Below are 18,307 nucleotides of genomic sequence, written 5' to 3'. Positions count from 1 at the left end.
GCCTATTGTCCCTTGCCGTTGGAGGCATCTGACTCGAGCGGCCCAATCGCTTCTTCTATTTCTTCGCGAGCATGGTCTTCAACAGAGGCAACTTTCAACGCGGCAATCGGCACAGCGTCGGGATTTACGATTAGACGCAGGGAGTCGATAAACTGCAAAGCGAGGCGGCCTGACAGCACCGTCAACGCAATGGACACGAGCAGTTTGGCTGGCCAGACCGGAAGCAACAAATCCATGGTCGAATCAGAAACACGGTATGCTCGCGTTACAGCTTCATAACTAGCAATACAGACAGCTAAGATGAAACAAAGCGCCAACAACGCAGTGAGTGATTCTACGCACCACAGGGAGCGTCCGTTCAGACGGCGGACAACGAGCTCCATGCGAACATGGCCGCCTAATCTTTGACACTGGGACGCGCCCAAGAACGCAACGGCCGCCATGCCCAAATCAAACATATCAATAACACCAGGGAGTGGGGCATTGAGCAGTTTACGGCTGAGGACCTCAACAACCGTGAGGCACATAGCAATTGCTATCAGTACCCCAGCCGCTGCGGCACAGACGTCTTCAAGGCGGGACCAAAGCCGATGAACACTGGCAAGAGAACCGATCGGAACTTCTTGAGATCGCACTACTCTAACTTTCCTATATTAAGATGAATCCGCCTCAATTGAATGCGGTCGAAGAGACGTTAACTTAATCCGTTAACACTGGCTTATAGCAGAGCGCTTCCAATTCGAGGAGGGCTCCCTCCAACAGAAGATCGCAGCGCACCGCGGACCTTGCTGGTGGCGCACCTAAGAAGTAGGACTCATAGAGGCTGTTAAACGCTTTAAAATTTTTCGCGTCTGTAATCCAAACCGTACACTTCACAACATCCTCAAAACTACAGTCTACAGTTTCAAGAACTGTACGGAGTCGTTCCATGACGATCTTTGTTTGTGCTGTAATGCCACCCGGCGCAATCTGACCATCTGGACCCTTAGGCATAAGGCCAGAAATGAATACAAAGTCACCCGCACGCACAGCAGGGCTGATAGGATTTGTTGCACCGTCAGGGAGTTGGCCTACAGGGCCAATAGACTGACGCGGCAAGATCAGTTCTCCATCGTATTGGCCAGAGTGGCTTCTTCGATGATGAAATCCAGATATTCTTGAGACGCAAAACGCCGACTGTAGCGCTTGACCCAATCCGCCCACAACGGCTGTGCGGTTTCGGTTTTGAATGCATGCAGCGCCTGCTCATCATAAATCACCCGCTTCAGACCGCGTTGATCAAACTCAGGGATCCAAGCAGTATCTGCATCTGCCAGCGCCTCAAATTGCAGCTCATATGCTGCAGCGTTAATCTCCTCAATCAATACCTGATACTCATTGGGCAAGGCGGCCCAGGCATCACGACTCACCAGAATGACGCAACTGGGGATCGCGATATTCATATTGAAGGTATACCAATCGGACACTTCATGAATGCGATAGCTCGCGAAGGTATAGGAAAATGGTAACGCTGCGGCATCGAACAGACGACGTTCTAAACTGGTATAAATCTCAGGCGCTGGCACAGAGGTTGGGCGCGCACCGAGCGCACGGACGCCATCACCAATGGCTCCAGGCGCGCGGACACGCATACCCTGCCAAGCATCGAAAGTTTCAGGAGGTTCACCGCGACCCATGAACTCATACCGGGGGGCAATCACATGCTGGAGAACCCTGGCATTAAACTGGCTCAATTCTTCTTCAATAACTGGATGGCTGTGGGTTTTTAAAGCCACCTTGTGCGCTGCCCGCACGGTATCAAAGGGCAAGAACGGTAACTCTAAAGCAAGCAGGGCTGGCGTTTTACCGGGATGATAAGATGGACAAATATGCGCCGCTTCAAAAGCACCAATGGCTATACCATCAATGTTTTCACGGGCAGGAGAAATCGCCTCACCAAAATGGACAACCATTTTGAAATCGCCATCGGTACGCGCTTGAACCTGATCCGCTAAGTATTCTATGGCAACCGTTACAGCACGGCTGGCACCCCACATTGAGACATTCCATTGCGTTTCTGCAACTGCGGGTAGGCTGGAAAGCACAACAAAACACGCCGCGCCCAGAGATAAACGTCGTCTATGTGTCACAGGCTTACGGCCCTTCAAAGATAGCAATGTCGTAAACACCTGAACCTTCACGCAGCGGCTTAATCTCGTTTTGATAGGCATCAGACTTGTACATGGCTTCCGCTTTTTCAAGGGTCTCAAACTTTGAGACCACGACGCTGCGGCCTGTCAGGTAATCGCCCTCCACCACTTCTTTGGCTGGGCCGCGAACGACATATTCTGCGCCATATTCAGCCGACAGTTTTGCAGATTTCTCAATGTACGATTTGAGTCCATCGGTCATTTTATCAATACGCGCAACCGCAACGATGTAACCTGCCATCATGTCTCTCCTTTGACTGAGAATACCCTCGCCCCGCCGGATATGTGACAGGACGAAGCTTGAAGGTGCTTGCCCAAATTTTTGGACAAGAGGGCGTTAAGGACTTCCTATGTATCAGAGCTAATGGTTTGCGGCCAGTTGACCGAACCCTTTAAGACGGTCCTCAATACCAATGTGACGCAGACCAGCCCAGTACGTGACAACATTCACCGTTAACACCGGCTTGCCCAGACGCTGCTCCATCTCCTCAACAAGAAAGGACATCGAAGAGTTGGTGCCCACCTTAATGATACAATCGACACCATCGACGTTGATTTCGTCCACAGCCGCGTTGAGGGTCTTTGGCGTCGCCGTTGCGATATGCAATGGCGTTGGATGCTGAAGGCCTTTGATGGCAAGCACATTATAGCCCGCCTCATTGAAGAACGCCTGACAAGCCTCATCGGCTGGTGGCATCCATGGAGTCAGAATGCCAAGGTTCTTTGGCTGACCCAGAACATCGAGGGCCTTGAGCAGAGCATGAGCGGGCAAAACCGCTGGAATGCCGCCGCTGAGGGCCTCCATGTGTGCCCGCATGGCCGCAGCCCCGGCGAGTCCCTTAGCTAAACTGTCAACTGAGTGGCCATGGACGATAACGTCTGGCGCGCAAGCCGTGAGAACATCAATCGCGAGATCCATATCGACGGAAGCGCCAAGGAACTTTTTATACTTTTCAAGATCATGGGCGGGGCGGTTAACGCGGCTCATACGGGAGACATGATTCGTCACCCCCGGAGGCTGCATGGCCGCCATTTCAGGCTCCACAATTGTATTGCTGGCTGGAACCAGAATGCCGACTTTGGCGCGGTATCCAAGAACGTCGCTTAACTCTTGAGTTATTACAGTATCAGGCATGCGCTCCCCTGTATCGTTTGAAACCTGTATATCGTGTTTAAATTCAATATAGTGCGGATTGAATTGAACAGAGCGTATCAAAAGGGTGGACTGTCCGGCGGGTGAATATCTGCAACGTTTAAGCGGCAACCTCTCTGGCCTGAATAAACTCTGCTAAAATGGAGTCGTGATGAGCGAAACAATTGATCAGCAAAACGAAGACCAAGCGAACAGAGAAATGTTTGAAGAGATTGCTGCTCTTATGGGAGGAATCTCAAAAGCATTTGAATTAGATGAAGGACAGGCGATTGCTGCTGTCGAGTCCGGCGAGATTCAAATGTCCTTTGAAACCGACTCCAACGGAAACCCATACGTTTTAGCAACCCACGGCGAAAAGACGGCCCGGTTATACTCAGGCGCCATCAAGCAAGAAACTGTCGCAAATCACTAATGAAACAGCGGTGAATGGTTCCGTCTTAGTGTTTTAAGGTGTATATGCACTTAAATGAGCCACGATAACACTCCAAAGTCCGACCTCGCGCTACAAGCTATTGAGGTTTGTCTGTGCTTTCACACCCGCAAAGCGTCGCGCGCGATCACCCAGATCTTCGATAAACTTCTGGCTCCCACAGGTCTGAAAGCGACGCAACTCAGCCTCTTAATGGTGGTAAACAGCCGTGGGCCGATTCGGATTGGGGAGCTCTCTGATGCCCTGGTGAGCGACTCCACGACAATCTCCCGCACCATTAAACCGCTTCTAAAGTCTGGTTTAATTTCACAATCCCCAAGCCCTGAAGATGGGCGGATTAAGCTCATAGAGCTTACAGTCGAGGGTGCGGTCGCTTTGGATCACGCGTTACCCTTATGGCAACAGGCGCAAAGCCTGGTGGCCAAGCAACTGGGCGGAGAAACCGTCCAGAACATGCTGACGGCCCTCGAAAAAGCCTCTTACCTGGGACCTGCTAACCCCGATTAGGGGTAAATGAACCTTATTGATGCAGATTAAGATGCATATACATACAGTAATTAGCAAAAACTGAATCTGCCTTGGGAATCAACAGCATTCCGAAATGCCAAACACTTTTCTCACGGACTCAGGCATTTTGATGCCTTCATTTAAGGGCTTGTTAACAGCCCTTGCCTGAGACTGTCGCCAACACTTGATAGGGCTTAAATGCCCATGCACGGAGGCGACGCGGTGCAGACCGTTACCAAAACATACAACGCAAACAGCATAATTTATTCTGAAGGCGAAGAAAGCCGTTGGGCTTTCGAAATTATCAACGGAACCGTCGAACTTTTTGGTGCAGGACCTGAAGGCCCGGTCACTCACGCCATTTTGGGTGATGGGGAGCTGTTTGGCGAAATGGGAATTCTGGACAAAAGCCCACGGCATAACTCTGCCCGCGCAAAGACCGAGGTCACCGTTCATGCCATTCCACGGGCAGAGTTTCTCCGTCGGGTCGAGCTAGAGCCGGATACAGCTTTTAAGGTGATGTCTAAGCTTGCCAAAACCCTACGCAACAATGACGACCCGCTCACCCGCGGCGACGCGATTAAAGCTGCGGTACAAGGGGCGCGGTTACCGGTCGTGGTGACATCCCCTGAAGAGTCCGCTCCAGCCATTAGACCAGCAGGTATGGGGCGACCCATGCCGGTTAATCTGGTAGGAGAGCGCAAACCAAATCTCTTCGAACGCATTGTCGATGCTGTCGTCAAAGATCCGACTCGCCGCCCAGGGAAAACCCGTAAAGCACCCCCCCCTCAGGACATCCTGATTCTGGTTGGAAAAGTTTACGACGATTACGAAGATATGCAGCACGGCATGATCGTTGAAGCCTTGAGCGAAGTTCCTGGAGTGCGCGTTGAGTCTGTTGATCGAGATCTGGCCCGCATGGTCCCCGGGCTGGCCGACAGTGGCCCAACCGGACCAAATGATGATGTCCTGGTTAGAGCCACCCGGGAAGGCCGCCGCTGGCTGACCGAAAAGAATGCAGACCTTTTGGTTTGGGCCTTTGTGGACGAAACGGGACGGTCAATTCAACTTCGGTTCGTCGCCATGGCCTCTAGCCCGGGTGAGCGGCCAGGCCGCTTTAAGCCTCATCACGCCCTGACAATCCCGGTCGATTTTTATACGGAATGGACAGCGCTGATCCGGTCCGTCGTGCTCTCCGCGGTGGACCCGCGTAGCATCGCACAAGGCCGCATTCTTAAATCTGCCCTCCCTTCGCTGGCGACATCCGGACGCACATTGGGTCTTGAACCCTCCATGGCAATGGACAGCCATGAACAGGCCAGCATTTTATCTTGCTATGGCAATGCGGCAGCGATCGCGGCGCAACTGAGTGGCGATCGCACCTGGTTTCACACAGCAATTGAAAGTTGGCGCGCGGCAATTGAGAAAACACCTTCTGAAGATGAACGCGCCCTCGGCCACCTGCACCAGCAACTGGGTTTGACGCTACAAATCGTCGCCGAACGCGACAACGACCTAGACACCCTTAAAGATACGGCGACCGCCTACCGCAAAGCCTTGATGCATATTTCCAGGCGCACTCAAGCCTTTGAGTGGGGCATGATGAAGTATCGCCTTGGCGGCGTGCTTTACAAAATTGACATGGCCGAAGGCGATGACGAAGTCTTGCGCGAAGCCATCCAATCCTGCCAAGCCGCACGCCAAGTGTTCGACAAATATGCTCATCCTATTCGCTGGTCTGAGATCATGAATACGCTGGCACAAATTCTTCAGGTCTATGGCGACAACGTCCGCAGCGTGCCGGTGCTGCAACACTCAGTCAGATCCTGTGTGAGCGCGCTGCAAGTGCGCACCCCAGATACCGCACCCCTGCAATGGGCTGCCATTCAGAATACCCTCGGCTCTGCGTTGTTTCTGCTGGCCAAGCATACAGGCGAGTGGGAGTACATGCGTCAGTCATCCGAAGCTTTCCGGGCCGCCTTGACTGTCTACGGTGAGCATGGCGCAGGTCGCATGGCCACGGTGACCGAGCGCAATTTGGTGCGGGCGGAAAAGCAGATGAAAGACGCCAGCGACAAACAGACATTTGATCCCGTGTGGGCTCAGAGCTTTAACATTACAGACTCGGAAGATGATTTTGACTGGGATGCCTTCCTCAACGGTGAAACCTCGGAAGAAGAGGCTGGTATCGGTCAAGTTGCATAATATCTAGATAACTGACGCCATTGTATCGCCGCTGAATTTGGCTTCAACGTTGACGCGGGAACAACGCAGCCGCATCCTCATGACATGAAGATCTCTGTCGTTGCCGTTGTTCTTGCCGGTGGTCGGGCGCGTCGTTTGGGCGGTCGCGATAAAGCCCTCATATCTGTTCATGGCAGACGATTGATCGACAGATGCATTGCCGCTCTTAAACCGCACTGCCAGCACATTGCGCTAAGTGTGCAGCCAGAAAATTCTTGGGCGAAAGATTATGGTTTACCACTACTCTATGATCGCCCGTCACCAAAAATGGGGCCTTTGGGCGGCATTGCGGCGGCCTTACACTGGGCCAGCGAACAAGACCCGCAACCGGACTGGGTGATCACAACACCTGTGGATTTACCCTTTATTCCAACAGATCTGATTGAAAGACTGACAGGCCAAGAGGCTGATGTGGCGGTGGCCAGCTCTGGAAGGCAAACGCATTACCCTGTCGCAGCATGGACGCCATCACTTAGCGCTCCATTGGAGAATTTTTTGAACAATGGAACTCAGTCTGTGCAAGACTTTCAGTCTGGGTATGGCGTAGCAATCGTGAATTGGGAGACCTCGGCGTTTGACCCGTTCTTCAATATCAATACACCGCAAGATCTTTCGACCGCAGAAGATATTGAAAAAAACATAATGGCAAAAAGAACATGACCACGCCGAAAGCCGTGACTTGGTCGCGATGACTCTGTCTTCAGAAAAACTCTTGCTGGCCATTGACCAAGGCACAACGTCCAGCCGCGCCATCGTCTTCGACTTGCATGGATCTCCCATCGCGACCGCACAACGCCCGTTCTCGCAGATTTATCCGAAAGATGGCTGGGTAGAGCATAATCCGGAAGAGATCTGGCAAACTGTCAAAGACTGTGTTCGGTCCGTGTTGTCTGAGATCGGTGATGTGAGCCGCGTCGCCACCCTGGGCATCACCAATCAACGTGAAACAACTGTTGTCTGGGATCGTAAAAGTGGTGACCCCATTGGCAACGCCATTGTTTGGCAAGATCGGCGGGGAGCAGATATTTGTCGTGATTTATTTGCTTCGGGTTATGCCGATGTCATTCAGCAGAAGACGGGCCTTATTCCAGACTCCTATTTCTCTGCAACGAAGCTTCAATGGATTTTAAACGCCTCACGCGAGATTCGGGAACGCGCTGAACACGGCGAACTCGCCTTCGGCACCATAGACACTTTTCTCCTCTGGCGCCTGACGGGTAGCGAGTCACATAAAACTGACGCCACAAATGCCTCCAGAACAATGCTGTTTAATATTCACACGCAAAAGTGGGATGAAGAGTTACTCAATCACTTCAATATTCCTCGTTCTTTGTTACCGGAGGTGCAAGACACAGCCAGCGTGTTCGGTGTAACTGCGCCCTCATTGTTTGGGCGTGCGCTTCCGATCACAGCCATGGTTGGTGACCAACAAGGTGCCTTGGCGGGCCAGAGTTGTTTTCAGCCCGGTCTCGCAAAAAGTACCTTTGGCACAGGTGCCTTTGTGTTGTTAAACACCGGAGAGGAAGCCGCGCTCTCACAAAACAAACTTCTGACCACGATTGGGTATCGCCTAAACAACAAAACGGCCTACGCCGTTGAAGGCAGCGTGTTCAACGCGGGCACGATTGTACAATGGATGCGCGACGAAATGGGGTGGCTAAACCATGCGGCCGACTCAGATAAACACGCACGGGCGAGCACAAATAATAAGGTGGTTTTTGTGCCCGCATTTACTGGACTCGGTGCGCCACATTGGGACCCGGATGCGCGCGGTGCGTTATATGGTCTGACGCGCGACACAACACAGGCTGATATTGTGCGCGCCGGATTGGAAGCTGTGTGCTTTCAAACAAAAGACCTTATGGACGCTATGCACGCAGACACCGGTGATCACCTTTCGCTGCTTCGGGTCGACGGTGGCATGGCGGCGAATGATTGGCTTCTGCAAAGCCTGGCCGACGTCCTAGACGTTGCCATTGAACGGCCAACTAATCTTGAAGCCAGTGTCTGGGGGGCCGCAGTATTGGCAGGCTTAGGGGCAGGCGTTGTTTCCTCCTTGGAGGAGTTAGAAACCTTACGAAGCGTTGAGCGTGTGTTTGTACCATCCATTTCTGCTGACCAGCGCGCTGCCAAAATAGAGACGTGGACCAACGCTGTTTTGCGTACCCGGTCGAGCCCATAGCGCGCGGCAAAAAGCCCAAAGTCTTTTGATCAGATTTGGAGTCGCCAAGCTTTGACAGCTATTGCGGTGCACAATTGAAAGACCTGAAACCCTATAAGTGTCTGTAAACAATCCCTTTGCCTCGCCCGAATTGGCGGTCTCCATAATTTGGGATAGAATTTGAACGCGGCCCGGGTTCGATAAAGTTATGGGTGTTTATGGAATCGTCTTCCCAGGCCGGGACCGAAAAATCGGGTGTTACGGCAAAAGTTAAATGGTTTAACCCTGCAAAGGGTTTTGGCTTTGTTGCCCCGACAGACGGAAGCCCGGATGCATTTCTTCACGTCTCTGTTGTGCACAAGGCGGATTTAAGAACCTTGCGCCAAGGCGCAACGATCGTCTGCGCTTTGGGTGGCGGTCCCAAGGGACCTCAAGTTACTGAAATAGAAACGGTCGACAACTCAACTGTTGTCGATGACGTTCCGGAAGGTAATGAAACCGTAATCGTTGGTGAAATCAAATTCTTTGCTGCCGACAAAGGCTATGGCTTTGGTGTGCCTATGGGCGGGGGACACGATATTTTCATCGGCATCGGCGCTCTGCAACGCTCGAACTTAGATCGTTTAGAATCTGGCCAGCATGTGCGTATGCATGTCCAGGATGGCAGCAAGGGGCCAATGGCGACTCAGGTCGAAGTCATTATTGAACCAGATTAAGCTGAGCTAAGCTAAGCCACGCCGTTGTTTAGAGCTCAGCCAAATGATGGCGAACAGCGCAGCAGACAACGGCAAGACCATCACGCCATTAACAGCAGCCCACCCAAAACCGTTTTGCAATGCGCCTGAGGAAAAGGTTGCAACGGATATGGCTGCAAACACCAGGAAGTCATTTGCCGCCTGTGTTTTTTCCTGTTCCCCCTCCCGGTATGTTTCGGTCAATAGCGCCGTGCCGCCGATGAACATAAAGTTCCAGCCCAACCCCAGTGCGACAAGGCCGAGCCAGAAATTGATAAATTCAATGCCAGACAAATTAAACGCCATACACGCGATATTTAAAAACACACCGGTCAGTATGATCTTCAAAGGCCCAAACTGTTTAATCAACGAGCCAGTAAAAAAGCTCGGCACAAACATGGCGAGCGCGTGCCATTGAATAACAAAGGCGGCATCGTCAAAGGCGAAACCGCAATCCACCATAGACAGCGGTGTTGCACTCATGACCAAAATCATAACGCCGTAGCCAACCATTGCAGCAACAGCTGCAACGATAAAGGTAGGCTGCCGGACAATCTCACTTAAGGGACGTGTTTGATCATCAGACTTTGAGACGCGCGGACGTGCCGGTGGCAAAGATGCGCCCTGAATTAAACAAGCCGTAAAAACGCACAAGCCAGCGATAGCGGCGTAGCATCCTGCAAATAGAATTGGTGAGAATAAATCTCGCGTTGCTTTCGCCAACTCAGGGCCAAGCAAGGCGGAAACTATTCCCCCCAACATAACCCAAGAGATGGCGCGCGCACGGCGCTCCGGATGCGCCGCTTCCGCCGCCGCAAATCTGTAGTAGCCCCAGAATGCATTGTGCGCGCCCAGCAAAGCAGCCCCAGCAATGAACCAACCAAAGCTGCCTTGCAGTAGTGCAAAACAACTTAGCAGGGCACCAGCAATGCCAATGCATTGCCCGATAGTGAAACCGAGGCGACGACCCGCGTGGCGCATCCAAAGCGCTGCCGGAAAGGTGGCCAGCATGGTTGCAACAAACTGGATCGCAAGGGGCAAGGTCGCCAAACGCGGGTCCGTCGCGAGATAGTCGCCCGCCAGGGCTGTCACCAACATGACGATTCCAGCGCCGGTCATTGACAATGCCTGGGCGAACGTCAGAACGAGGACGGAGCGGAGCCCACGAGAATAATCGGAGGCTGGACTGACTGTTTCCGGGGTTAAGTGAGAGGGTTCATTCACCCGTCTGACGGCCCCGTGCGACGCTCTTCCGGACTGCGGCGCGACAAAATACTGTCAAACCACTGCGTAATCAGGGGCTTGGCGTCTTCAGGAGGAATACAATCCAAAACGAGCGGGTCTTTTGCATATGGGTTTTTTGGAGCTGCGCTCGCTTTTTCACCAAAGACGCAGGGCGTGTAGGCAATCTGGCTGGGCTTATCTTCAACGATTAGGCCGTTCATCCACATCACAAGGACGGTCAGAGCCACCGTGACTCCAACGGCGACCACGGAACCTATCAGCAAGCGCTTAATATATGATGTTCGGTACATGGTGTTGGATTACACCTGATTCCGCCGGTGTGGCAAGTCACTCTCCAATACCAACGATTATGACAATTATGTTAGGCATTGGCCCGAAATTCGACACAATTAAGCGCTTACATGAGAATGTAAGGTAAGTTAGACGGATCAGTGGCACGCGCCCTCTTCCCCTCCCCCGTCCTCAAGCGTGTTGCTGATCCGTCGCCTTACACCCCCACCAAACCCGCGAATGACCAAGCTTCATATTTGCACTTCATGTCTCAGGCCCTATTTGTTAGAATGCTTCCAATTCACAATTAGGTGATGTTCATCATCATGACAAAATCGACCCCAAAAGAGACTGTTCCTTCAGACAATGACTTAGCCTTGCACTTGCGCAAGGTTGGTCTGCGTCCGACGCGGCAGCGTATGGCATTGGCAGAAATCCTGTTTCGGCAGGGTGACCGGCATATCACGGCTGAAACTCTGTATACGGATGCTGTGGCGCAAGGGGTAAATGTATCCCTGGCCACAGTTTACAATGCGCTGCACACGTTCACCGCAAAGGGGTTGTTGCGGGAAATCTCAATTGATTCAACACGGTCCTATTTCGATACCAATACAAGCGATCACCACCATTTCTATTTCGAGAAATCTGGTCGTTTGCAAGATATCGAGGTTGGGCACGTGAAGCTGGCGCAGATTCCAGAAGCACCTGAGGGCAAGTCCGTGTCCCGGGTTGATGTTATCGTGCGCATAAACGGCTGAACCATCGTTACTTAAAGACCCAGCTGAGCGGTCTGAAACATTAGAATAATTCTAGGTTTGTTGACTTGGGTTACGCCCGTGATTTAGAAGAGTCACAGTGGTTGGATGTGTTTGGTGTCCAATCCTCATAGACCGCCATCTCAAACAAAATTCCAGGAGGGACTCATGGCAGCACTCAAAGGCAGTAAAACAGAAGAAAGCTTGAAAGCCGCATTTGCCGGCGAAAGCCAAGCCAACCGTCGTTATCTCTACTTCGCACAAAAAGCTGACGTTGAAGGTCAGAACGAAGTGTCCGCGCTGTTCCGCTCAACCGCCGAAGGCGAAACCGGTCATGCGTTTGGTCACCTTGAGTACCTTGAAGAAGTGGGTGATCCGGCAACGGGTGAGCCGATTGGTGATTCCGCGTCTAACTTGAAGTCCGCCGTTGCAGGTGAAACCCATGAGTACACCGACATGTACCCGGGCATGGCCAAGACAGCACGCGAAGAAGGCTTCGACGAAATTGCTGACTGGTTTGAAACCCTTGCAAAAGCTGAAAAGTCTCACGCCGGTCGCTTCCAGAAAGCTCTGGATAGCCTCGACAGCTAAATTGAACGTGTCGTGACCGGCTGGACAGCTGGCCGGTCACACACTTCCTAGATGCCTGTTTTAAAATAGAGACGCGAGAACCCGCCATGCGTGAAGGCAGTCTTGACGCGCCCACGCGTCACCCAATTGATTGGCAAAACCCAGACTTTCTCGATGCCAAAAAACTTGACGCAGAAATGCGCCGGCAGTTCGATATCTGTCATGGCTGCCGACGCTGCTTTAATTTGTGTGACTCTTTCCCGCGCCTGTTTGACCTGGTGGATGAACAGGAGGATGAGGTTGAGGGGGTAGACAGCGCCAGTTTCAAATCTGTCGTCGATGCCTGCACGCTGTGCGACATGTGCTTTTTAACCAAGTGCCCTTACGTTCCGCCCCACGAATTCAATATTGATTTTCCCCATCTGATGCTGCGCTACCGGGCCGCCGAAAAAGCCAACCGAGGCATTCCCTTTTTCGACAAACAACTCACCGAGACAGATCGCAACGGTAAACTGGCTGGCGGTGTCTCTGGAATTGCAAACTGGGCGTCAAAACGCGGCAACATCCTGACACGGCCTATTCTCGAAGCTGTTGCAGACGTTCATAAAGATGCAGAACTGCCAAAGTATCACGGCAAAACCTTCCAGGCGCGGGCGAAAGCGCATCCACCCACGGTCAACACTAACGCGCCAGCGTATGGCCGCGAGGCCGTGATCTATGCGACCTGCTTTGCCAATTACAATAATCCTGACATCGGCACCGCCGCCCTGAACGTCCTGGCACACAATGGCGTACAGACCGAGGTTGTGTACCCAGGGTGTTGCGGCATGCCACAGCTTGAGCAGGGCGACATTGCCCGTGTTGCTGAAAAAGCAAAAGCCACAGCGGCGGCTTTGAAGCCGTATGTTGACGCGGGAAAGGACATCATTGCTCTGGTGCCATCCTGCGCGCTGATGATGAAATTCGAATGGCCGCTTATTTTGCCCGACAATGAAGACGTCAAACGCCTCGCCCGCGCGACCTTTGATATTTCAGAATACGTGATGCGGATCGCCAACAAAGAGGGGCTCGCAGAAGGGCTAAGCCCTGTTGGTGGACCGATTGCTCTGCACTTGGCCTGTCATGCCCGCGCGCAGAACATGGGGCCAAAAGGGGCCGAGATGCTCCGCGCCATTCCGGATGCGCAGATCACCGTTGTCGAACGCTGCTCAGGCCATGGCGGATCATGGGGCATCAAGAAACAGAACTTCGATGTGGCAACCAAGTTTGCCAAACAAACCGTGAAAAAAATGTCGGCATCTAAACCATCTTACGTGTGTTCGGAGTGTCCTTTGGCTGGAAAACATATCGTCCAGGGCATGGAACCCGTTCAGGATGCGGCAGCCAGCGGTGACGACACGCCTAAAATTGAACACGCGACACACCCCATTCAAATTCTGGCGAAAGCCTACGGATTCTAGTTTTAACCGAACTGGGGTTGGGGGACTCCACGTTACACAAGAGGCCCACATGCTTGATAAACCACCAGCGAACACGCCAGTAAAAAAGAACATCACTCGCGATGATCTGATGCCGCTTGAAGACTACGGCAAAATTCGCCGCGACTATCGCCGCAAGCTGATTACGACAAAAGCGAAACGCCGTATTCACGTGGGTCCTTTTGCAACGTTTCATTTTGAAAGTTTTGAGACCATGTGGGCCCAGGTACAGGAAATGCTCTATATCGAAAAAGGCGGTGACGCGCAGATCGACGACGAGCTTGAGGCTTACAACCCCCTCATTCCGCAAGGGCGTAATTTGGTGGCCACGCTTCTGATTGAAATCGAAGATGAAGGCCGCCGCCGGCGGACCCTGGCGACCTTAGGACATATCGAAAATAAAATTGTTCTGTCGTTCGCGGACGAACGCGTCGCGGGTGTGCCCGAAGACGATGTTGAGCGCACCACAGAAGATGGCAAAACATCTGCCGTCCATTTCATAAAATTCCCGTTTAGCGACGATCAGGCCAAAGCCTTCTTGACCACAGAGGGGCAGGTCACACTGGGTATTGAGCATGAAAACTATAAACACACGGCGGTGCTGCAGGACGAGACCAAAGCAGAACTTGCGCGTGACTTAGACGCTGTGAGTACTTAGAACACCCGGACAACCGAGGCACCTGTCACAGCTTAGCCTTAATCTATGGTTTCGTTTTCATAGAGGCCCCAGAACGCGGCCCGGGACAACCAGCCTTTGGTGCCCTTGGCATCGACCAAACACAAGTCGATCTGCTTCGGGCAACGATCAACAACAATCACAACACCCGGTGAAATTTTTGCAACCACTGCACTTGAGGGGGCTGATCCTTTAAACAGCGTGGAATCCAAAGCCGTCACGTAGCCCGTGCGCTGACCCGAGAGCATGCTCTGATGGACCCAGCCTTCTGCCCCATCCGGATCCCTGACCCGGCGCCAGGTATCAAACTCATCCGTGACCTCTACGGGCAGATTACGGCGTTGATAGACCCACGTGACAGGATAGCGCACTCCTGGCCCCGTCCGCATGTTTATGGGCTCTGTTCTTAAAGACACAAAGCGCGGAATTGGAAGCGATGACACGCGCCCTTGCTGCGCGTCAGCGGTCTGGATTGCGCCGCCAAGTCCACCCCACAAAAGAAGCGTGAACACAGCAATAGCGCTGCTGAATCGGGCGATCTGGAGCTTAAGTTTTCGATGTCGGGTCATGAAGCCATGTCTTGCCCAAAAAAGTCGCCTTTGGCAACGGGGGACTGGCATTCTGGACAAGGCGGGCAGCGGCTGGTAGGGAAACGCTTCTATCGCCCGGAGACACGGATGACTCTTAGCAAACCCACAGTAATCGTGACCCGCAAGCTTCCAGAGGTCGTGGAAACACGCATGATGGAACTGTTTGACGTACGCCTGAACGCAGATGACACGCCGTTGGATCGCGACGCGCTTGCCAAGGCATTGTCTTCCTGCGATGTGCTGGTTCCGACTCTGACCGATGAAATTGACTCAGAGTTGCTAAGCACGAAGGGCTTAAAGACGCGTTTAATCGCGAATTTTGGTAATGGCACTGACCATATTGATGTCGCAGCAGCGCAAACAGCCGGCATTTCCGTCACCAATACAGCCGATGTGCTGACCGAAGACACAGCCGATATGGCCATGGCGCTGATTGTCGCCGTGCCGCGGCGTTTGGTTGAAGGCTCACGACTGATTCAGGAAGGCCGCTTCACCGGATGGACCCCGACCCATATGCTGGGCCGGAGGTTAGCCGGAAAGCGTCTGGGTATTATTGGTATGGGCCGGATCGGTCTGGCCGTCGCAAAACGGGCCCGCGGTTTTGGCATGGCGGTGCATTATCACAACCGGCATCGGCTTAGACCTGAGATTGAACAGGACGTAGAGGCAACTTACTGGGAAAGCCTGGATCAGATGATGGCCCGTATGGATGTTATCTCCATACATTGCCCACACACCCCGGCAACATTCCATCTGCTGTCAGAACGCCGCCTCAAACTTCTAAAAGAAGATGCCTACCTGGTTAATGTTGCGCGCGGTGAAATCGTTGATGAAGATGCCTTGGTAAAAATGCTCGAAGACGGCGCATTGGCCGGTGCCGGCCTTGACGTGTTTGAACACGAACCAGCCGTAAACCCAAAACTGTTGGATTTGGACAACGTCACTCTTATCCCGCATATGGGCTCAGCAACCATAGAAGGCCGCATTGCCATGGGTGAAAAAGTCATCTTCAACATCAAGGCTTTCGTTGACGGCCATAGACTCCCTGACCGCGTCCTTCCAAGCTGATACACAACAGGTCATAAATACCGTGCTTATCGTCAGAGAGCGTCCGTGGCGGGATCCTCTTGTCGCCTTTGAGCCCTTTGCTAATGAACCCGGCTCCGCGCTCCTTCATGGCGACGGCATTGGAGATATGGGGCGATGGTCTTACATCGCCGCATCTCCTGTTCATGTCGTTTCCGTCAACGCCACATTACAGACGTCCATCGACGGTGTTCATATCCCCGGGGATGCGTTTCACATTCTCAAAGACCTGCTGGCCCAGTTCCCGATTTCATCAGGAGAGTCGCCCGCGCCCTTTTGTGGCGGCGCGGTTGGCTACATCGGATACGAGATGGGCCGGGCGGTCGAAACCCTTCCCGCCCCCAGACCTGGAGCCACTGACCCGGCGATGAGCGTTGGTCTTTATGACGTCATTGCCGCGTTTGATCACAAGCAGAAACGTGCTTGGGTCATCGCCAACGGCTTTCCCGAGCAGGACACGCACCAACGCGACCTGAGGGCGCAAAAACGCGCGCAATGGTTTATGGATAAAATCGCCGGAGCATCAGCGCGGCCCATAAAAACATCAACGGCCACGTGGCACGCGGACCAGTCTCAGAGTGAAATAGAAGCCAGCATCAACCGTGCGATCGCCTACATTCGGGCCGGCGATATTTTCCAAGCCAATATCACACAGCGCTTCCGGGCCGCGAAACCAAAAGACGTCAGCGCGTGGGATGTGTTCCGGCAATTGCGCACGGCGGTGCCATCACCCTTCGGCGCTTATATTGCTACCACTCCAGATTTTCAGGTGTTGTCCGCATCGCCTGAGCGTTTTTTACACGTTGACACCCAGGGCCGTGTCGAAACACGGCCCATTAAAGGAACACGACCGCGCAATAACGCACCAGAGGTGGATGCGGATTTGGCAACGGCGCTGAAGGCGAGCGTCAAGGACCGTGCCGAAAACCTGATGATTGTCGATCTCATGCGCAATGATATCTCCCGGGTTTGCGAACCTTCCAGCGTCAGCGTTCCACAACTGTGTGAGGTCGAGACCTTTGCCCGGGTGCATCATCTGGTGTCTGTCGTGACCGGCCAGTTGCGGCCCGATGTCACCTGCAGTGATTTATTGCGCGCCTGCTTTCCGGGTGGCTCCGTGACGGGGGCCCCGAAGATTCGCGCGATGGAGATTATTCATGAACTGGAGCCTGCGGGTCGCGGGCCCTATTGCGGGGCGATTACCTGGATGGGATTCGATGGCGCCATGGACTCATCGATTGTGATACGCAGTCTTGTCATCGATGGGGACGAGATTATTGCCCAAGCCGGAGGCGGGATCGTTGCAGATTCTGTTCCCGCCCTTGAATATGAAGAGGCTATGGTAAAACTACGTCCTTTGTTGTCGGTTTTTGAGTCCGCATCTTTTGAGACCACAGCGTCATCATGATTATCGATCTTAACGGCACCTTGCAAAACGCAGACTCAGCCCGCATTGACCCGGCAGATCGCGGCTTTACCTTGGGTGATGGCGTGTTTGAAACAATCCGGGTGCGCGGCGGCAAGCCTAACCGTATTGAAGCCCATCTCGCCCGCCTGCGCGAGGGGGCTGGTACACTTGGCATCACGATGCCAACGCCCGATGTCGGCATCGTAAAACGGCTTGCTGGGGTATTAGAGGCAAACGATCTGTCCGATGCGGTTGTGCGCCTGACGCTGAGTCAGGGGCCAGGCCCGAGAGGTCTGCTGCCGCCTGATCCCGGATTTCCAACTTTGATGATCTCTGCCGCCCCGTTGCCGCCGCCCGGCGGGCCTGTGACGGCCATTATTGCGTTGACCACGCGCCGCAACGAACACTCGCCGCTATCGCGGATTAAATCCTTAAGTTATCTCGACAGTGTGATTGCCCGGCGTGAAGCTGAAACCTACGGCGCGGATGACGCCTTGCTGATGAACAGCGAAGGCAGGCTGGCAGAATCAACCATTTCGAATCTCTTCCTCATGATCAACGGTGCCATATTGACACCGCCCGTCTCCGAAGGCGCGTTACCGGGAGTCATGAGGGCCGACATCATCGCGCGGTTTCGTGGCGAGGAGCAGCCCCTTGCCCCGGAAGATTTAAGCCGCGCGGAAGAAGCCTTTCTGACGAATGCCTTGGGCATACGGCCCTTGGTCGCTGTCGCCGGACAGCCTATTGGAGATGGTCAGCCGGGCTTGATTACCCAGCTTCTGGCGGCACGATTATAAGACGAGACCCGTCT

General features: G+C 53.4%; 21 protein-coding genes. 13 read left to right on the top strand and 8 right to left on the bottom strand.

Features of this window, described 5'->3' with window-relative positions:
* Positions 1 to 2: 2 nt before the first annotated feature.
* The 5 genes from RIC29_11380 to RIC29_11360 all read right to left on the bottom strand — a co-directional run bounded on the left by RIC29_11380 (position 3) and on the right by RIC29_11360 (position 3,324).
* On the bottom strand, positions 3 to 635 hold the full coding sequence (locus tag RIC29_11380; protein MEQ8735517.1) for a TRAP transporter small permease: 633 nt from the start codon (positions 633 to 635) through the stop codon (positions 3 to 5).
* A gap of 64 nt (positions 636 to 699) precedes the next feature.
* Positions 700 to 1,098, bottom strand: a complete 399-nt coding sequence (locus tag RIC29_11375; protein MEQ8735516.1) for a RidA family protein — start codon at positions 1,096 to 1,098, stop codon at positions 700 to 702.
* Between the two features lie 2 nt (positions 1,099 to 1,100).
* On the bottom strand, positions 1,101 to 2,129 hold the full coding sequence (gene dctP, locus RIC29_11370) for a TRAP transporter substrate-binding protein DctP (GenBank protein MEQ8735515.1): 1,029 nt from the start codon (positions 2,127 to 2,129) through the stop codon (positions 1,101 to 1,103).
* A gap of 4 nt (positions 2,130 to 2,133) precedes the next feature.
* A complete protein-coding gene (locus RIC29_11365; GenBank protein ID MEQ8735514.1) occupies positions 2,134 to 2,433 on the bottom strand; it encodes a DUF1330 domain-containing protein in 300 nt (99 codons plus the stop codon).
* A gap of 117 nt (positions 2,434 to 2,550) precedes the next feature.
* Positions 2,551 to 3,324: a hypothetical protein gene (locus RIC29_11360; protein MEQ8735513.1), complete on the bottom strand. Its 774-nt coding sequence runs from the start codon at positions 3,322 to 3,324 to the stop codon at positions 2,551 to 2,553.
* 169 nt (positions 3,325 to 3,493) lie between these two features.
* On the opposite strand from RIC29_11360, the gene RIC29_11355 reads away from it, so the two are divergent.
* The 6 genes from RIC29_11355 to RIC29_11330 all read left to right on the top strand — a co-directional run bounded on the left by RIC29_11355 (position 3,494) and on the right by RIC29_11330 (position 9,400).
* Positions 3,494 to 3,754, top strand: coding sequence for a hypothetical protein (locus RIC29_11355; GenBank protein ID MEQ8735512.1), 261 nt, complete (start codon positions 3,494 to 3,496; stop codon positions 3,752 to 3,754).
* A 54-nt stretch (positions 3,755 to 3,808) separates the two neighbouring features.
* On the top strand, positions 3,809 to 4,279 hold the full coding sequence (locus tag RIC29_11350) for a MarR family winged helix-turn-helix transcriptional regulator (protein MEQ8735511.1): 471 nt from the start codon (positions 3,809 to 3,811) through the stop codon (positions 4,277 to 4,279).
* A 198-nt stretch (positions 4,280 to 4,477) separates the two neighbouring features.
* On the top strand, positions 4,478 to 6,484 hold the full coding sequence (locus RIC29_11345; protein MEQ8735510.1) for a cyclic nucleotide-binding domain-containing protein: 2,007 nt from the start codon (positions 4,478 to 4,480) through the stop codon (positions 6,482 to 6,484).
* 84 nt (positions 6,485 to 6,568) lie between these two features.
* Positions 6,569 to 7,183 (top strand): molybdenum cofactor guanylyltransferase MobA, encoded by a 615-nt coding sequence (gene mobA / locus RIC29_11340; protein ID MEQ8735509.1) that lies wholly within the window; start codon positions 6,569 to 6,571, stop codon positions 7,181 to 7,183.
* 28 nt (positions 7,184 to 7,211) lie between these two features.
* Complete coding sequence (gene glpK, locus RIC29_11335) at positions 7,212 to 8,705, top strand: glycerol kinase GlpK (protein ID MEQ8735508.1); 1,494 nt, start codon at positions 7,212 to 7,214, stop codon at positions 8,703 to 8,705.
* A gap of 197 nt (positions 8,706 to 8,902) precedes the next feature.
* The gene (locus RIC29_11330) at positions 8,903 to 9,400 is read left to right on the top strand and encodes a cold shock domain-containing protein (GenBank protein MEQ8735507.1); all 498 of its coding nucleotides are present in this window, start codon (positions 8,903 to 8,905) and stop codon (positions 9,398 to 9,400) included.
* Between the two features lie 6 nt (positions 9,401 to 9,406).
* Here the strand turns inward: RIC29_11330 and RIC29_11325 are convergent, their stop codons facing one another.
* Both RIC29_11325 and RIC29_11320 read right to left on the bottom strand, forming a co-directional pair.
* The gene (locus RIC29_11325) at positions 9,407 to 10,561 is read right to left on the bottom strand and encodes an MFS transporter (GenBank protein ID MEQ8735506.1); all 1,155 of its coding nucleotides are present in this window, start codon (positions 10,559 to 10,561) and stop codon (positions 9,407 to 9,409) included.
* Positions 10,562 to 10,638: 77 nt separating this feature from the next.
* Positions 10,639 to 10,953 carry a hypothetical protein gene (locus tag RIC29_11320; GenBank protein ID MEQ8735505.1) on the bottom strand — a complete coding sequence of 105 codons (315 nt, stop codon included), beginning with the start codon at positions 10,951 to 10,953 and terminating at the stop codon, positions 10,639 to 10,641.
* 306 nt (positions 10,954 to 11,259) lie between these two features.
* Here RIC29_11320 and RIC29_11315 point away from each other — a divergent pair, with 306 nt between their 5' ends.
* The 4 genes from RIC29_11315 (at position 11,260) to RIC29_11300 (ending at position 14,394) form a co-directional block, all read left to right on the top strand.
* On the top strand, positions 11,260 to 11,691 hold the full coding sequence (locus RIC29_11315; protein MEQ8735504.1) for a Fur family transcriptional regulator: 432 nt from the start codon (positions 11,260 to 11,262) through the stop codon (positions 11,689 to 11,691).
* 165 nt (positions 11,692 to 11,856) lie between these two features.
* Positions 11,857 to 12,279, top strand: a complete 423-nt coding sequence (locus tag RIC29_11310; GenBank protein ID MEQ8735503.1) for a rubrerythrin family protein — start codon at positions 11,857 to 11,859, stop codon at positions 12,277 to 12,279.
* An 86-nt stretch (positions 12,280 to 12,365) separates the two neighbouring features.
* Complete coding sequence (locus RIC29_11305; protein MEQ8735502.1) at positions 12,366 to 13,718, top strand: heterodisulfide reductase-related iron-sulfur binding cluster; 1,353 nt, start codon at positions 12,366 to 12,368, stop codon at positions 13,716 to 13,718.
* Between the two features lie 49 nt (positions 13,719 to 13,767).
* Positions 13,768 to 14,394, top strand: coding sequence for a DUF3501 family protein (locus RIC29_11300; GenBank protein MEQ8735501.1), 627 nt, complete (start codon positions 13,768 to 13,770; stop codon positions 14,392 to 14,394).
* Positions 14,395 to 14,432: 38 nt separating this feature from the next.
* Here RIC29_11300 and RIC29_11295 read toward each other — a convergent pair whose 3' ends face one another.
* Entirely contained in the window at positions 14,433 to 14,981 is a 549-nt protein-coding gene (locus RIC29_11295; protein ID MEQ8735500.1) for an SH3 domain-containing protein, read from the bottom strand.
* A gap of 108 nt (positions 14,982 to 15,089) precedes the next feature.
* Here RIC29_11295 and RIC29_11290 point away from each other — a divergent pair, with 108 nt between their 5' ends.
* The 3 genes from RIC29_11290 to RIC29_11280 are packed head-to-tail and all read left to right on the top strand — an operon-like array spanning position 15,090 to position 18,293.
* Positions 15,090 to 16,070: a D-glycerate dehydrogenase gene (locus tag RIC29_11290; protein MEQ8735499.1), complete on the top strand. Its 981-nt coding sequence runs from the start codon at positions 15,090 to 15,092 to the stop codon at positions 16,068 to 16,070.
* Positions 15,997 to 17,496: an aminodeoxychorismate synthase component I gene (gene pabB, locus RIC29_11285; GenBank protein ID MEQ8735498.1), complete on the top strand. Its 1,500-nt coding sequence runs from the start codon at positions 15,997 to 15,999 to the stop codon at positions 17,494 to 17,496. Before RIC29_11290 ends, pabB begins: the two co-directional genes overlap by 74 nt.
* A complete protein-coding gene (locus RIC29_11280; GenBank protein ID MEQ8735497.1) occupies positions 17,493 to 18,293 on the top strand; it encodes an aminotransferase class IV in 801 nt (266 codons plus the stop codon). Before pabB ends, RIC29_11280 begins: the two co-directional genes overlap by 4 nt.
* Positions 18,294 to 18,307: the final 14 nt, after the last annotated feature.

Source organism: Rhodospirillaceae bacterium (assembly GCA_040219235.1).
Taxonomy (GTDB): domain Bacteria; phylum Pseudomonadota; class Alphaproteobacteria; order Rhodospirillales; family Rhodospirillaceae; genus WLXB01.
This window is presented reverse-complemented; position numbering and strand designations above follow the sequence as displayed.

Excerpts from the sequence above, each read along its gene's own strand:
- RIC29_11345 (MEQ8735510.1), top strand. The coding sequence starts at position 4,478 with ATGCCCATGCACGGAGGCGACGCGGTGCAGACCGTTACCAAAACATAC.
- RIC29_11330 (MEQ8735507.1), top strand. The coding sequence starts at position 8,903 with ATGGAATCGTCTTCCCAGGCCGGGACCGAAAAATCGGGTGTTACGGCA.
- glpK (MEQ8735508.1), top strand. The coding sequence starts at position 7,212 with ATGACTCTGTCTTCAGAAAAACTCTTGCTGGCCATTGACCAAGGCACA.
- RIC29_11315 (MEQ8735504.1), top strand. The coding sequence starts at position 11,260 with ATGACAAAATCGACCCCAAAAGAGACTGTTCCTTCAGACAATGACTTA.
- RIC29_11305 (MEQ8735502.1), top strand. The coding sequence starts at position 12,366 with ATGCGTGAAGGCAGTCTTGACGCGCCCACGCGTCACCCAATTGATTGG.
- RIC29_11350 (MEQ8735511.1), top strand. The coding sequence starts at position 3,809 with ATGAGCCACGATAACACTCCAAAGTCCGACCTCGCGCTACAAGCTATT.
- RIC29_11365 (MEQ8735514.1), bottom strand. The coding sequence starts at position 2,433 with ATGATGGCAGGTTACATCGTTGCGGTTGCGCGTATTGATAAAATGACC.
- RIC29_11295 (MEQ8735500.1), bottom strand. The coding sequence starts at position 14,981 with ATGACCCGACATCGAAAACTTAAGCTCCAGATCGCCCGATTCAGCAGC.
- RIC29_11360 (MEQ8735513.1), bottom strand. The coding sequence starts at position 3,324 with ATGCCTGATACTGTAATAACTCAAGAGTTAAGCGACGTTCTTGGATAC.
- RIC29_11280 (MEQ8735497.1), top strand. The coding sequence starts at position 17,493 with ATGATTATCGATCTTAACGGCACCTTGCAAAACGCAGACTCAGCCCGC.
- RIC29_11355 (MEQ8735512.1), top strand. The coding sequence starts at position 3,494 with ATGAGCGAAACAATTGATCAGCAAAACGAAGACCAAGCGAACAGAGAA.
- RIC29_11300 (MEQ8735501.1), top strand. The coding sequence starts at position 13,768 with ATGCTTGATAAACCACCAGCGAACACGCCAGTAAAAAAGAACATCACT.
- RIC29_11310 (MEQ8735503.1), top strand. The coding sequence starts at position 11,857 with ATGGCAGCACTCAAAGGCAGTAAAACAGAAGAAAGCTTGAAAGCCGCA.
- RIC29_11320 (MEQ8735505.1), bottom strand. The coding sequence starts at position 10,953 with ATGTACCGAACATCATATATTAAGCGCTTGCTGATAGGTTCCGTGGTC.
- mobA (MEQ8735509.1), top strand. The coding sequence starts at position 6,569 with ATGAAGATCTCTGTCGTTGCCGTTGTTCTTGCCGGTGGTCGGGCGCGT.
- RIC29_11290 (MEQ8735499.1), top strand. The coding sequence starts at position 15,090 with ATGACTCTTAGCAAACCCACAGTAATCGTGACCCGCAAGCTTCCAGAG.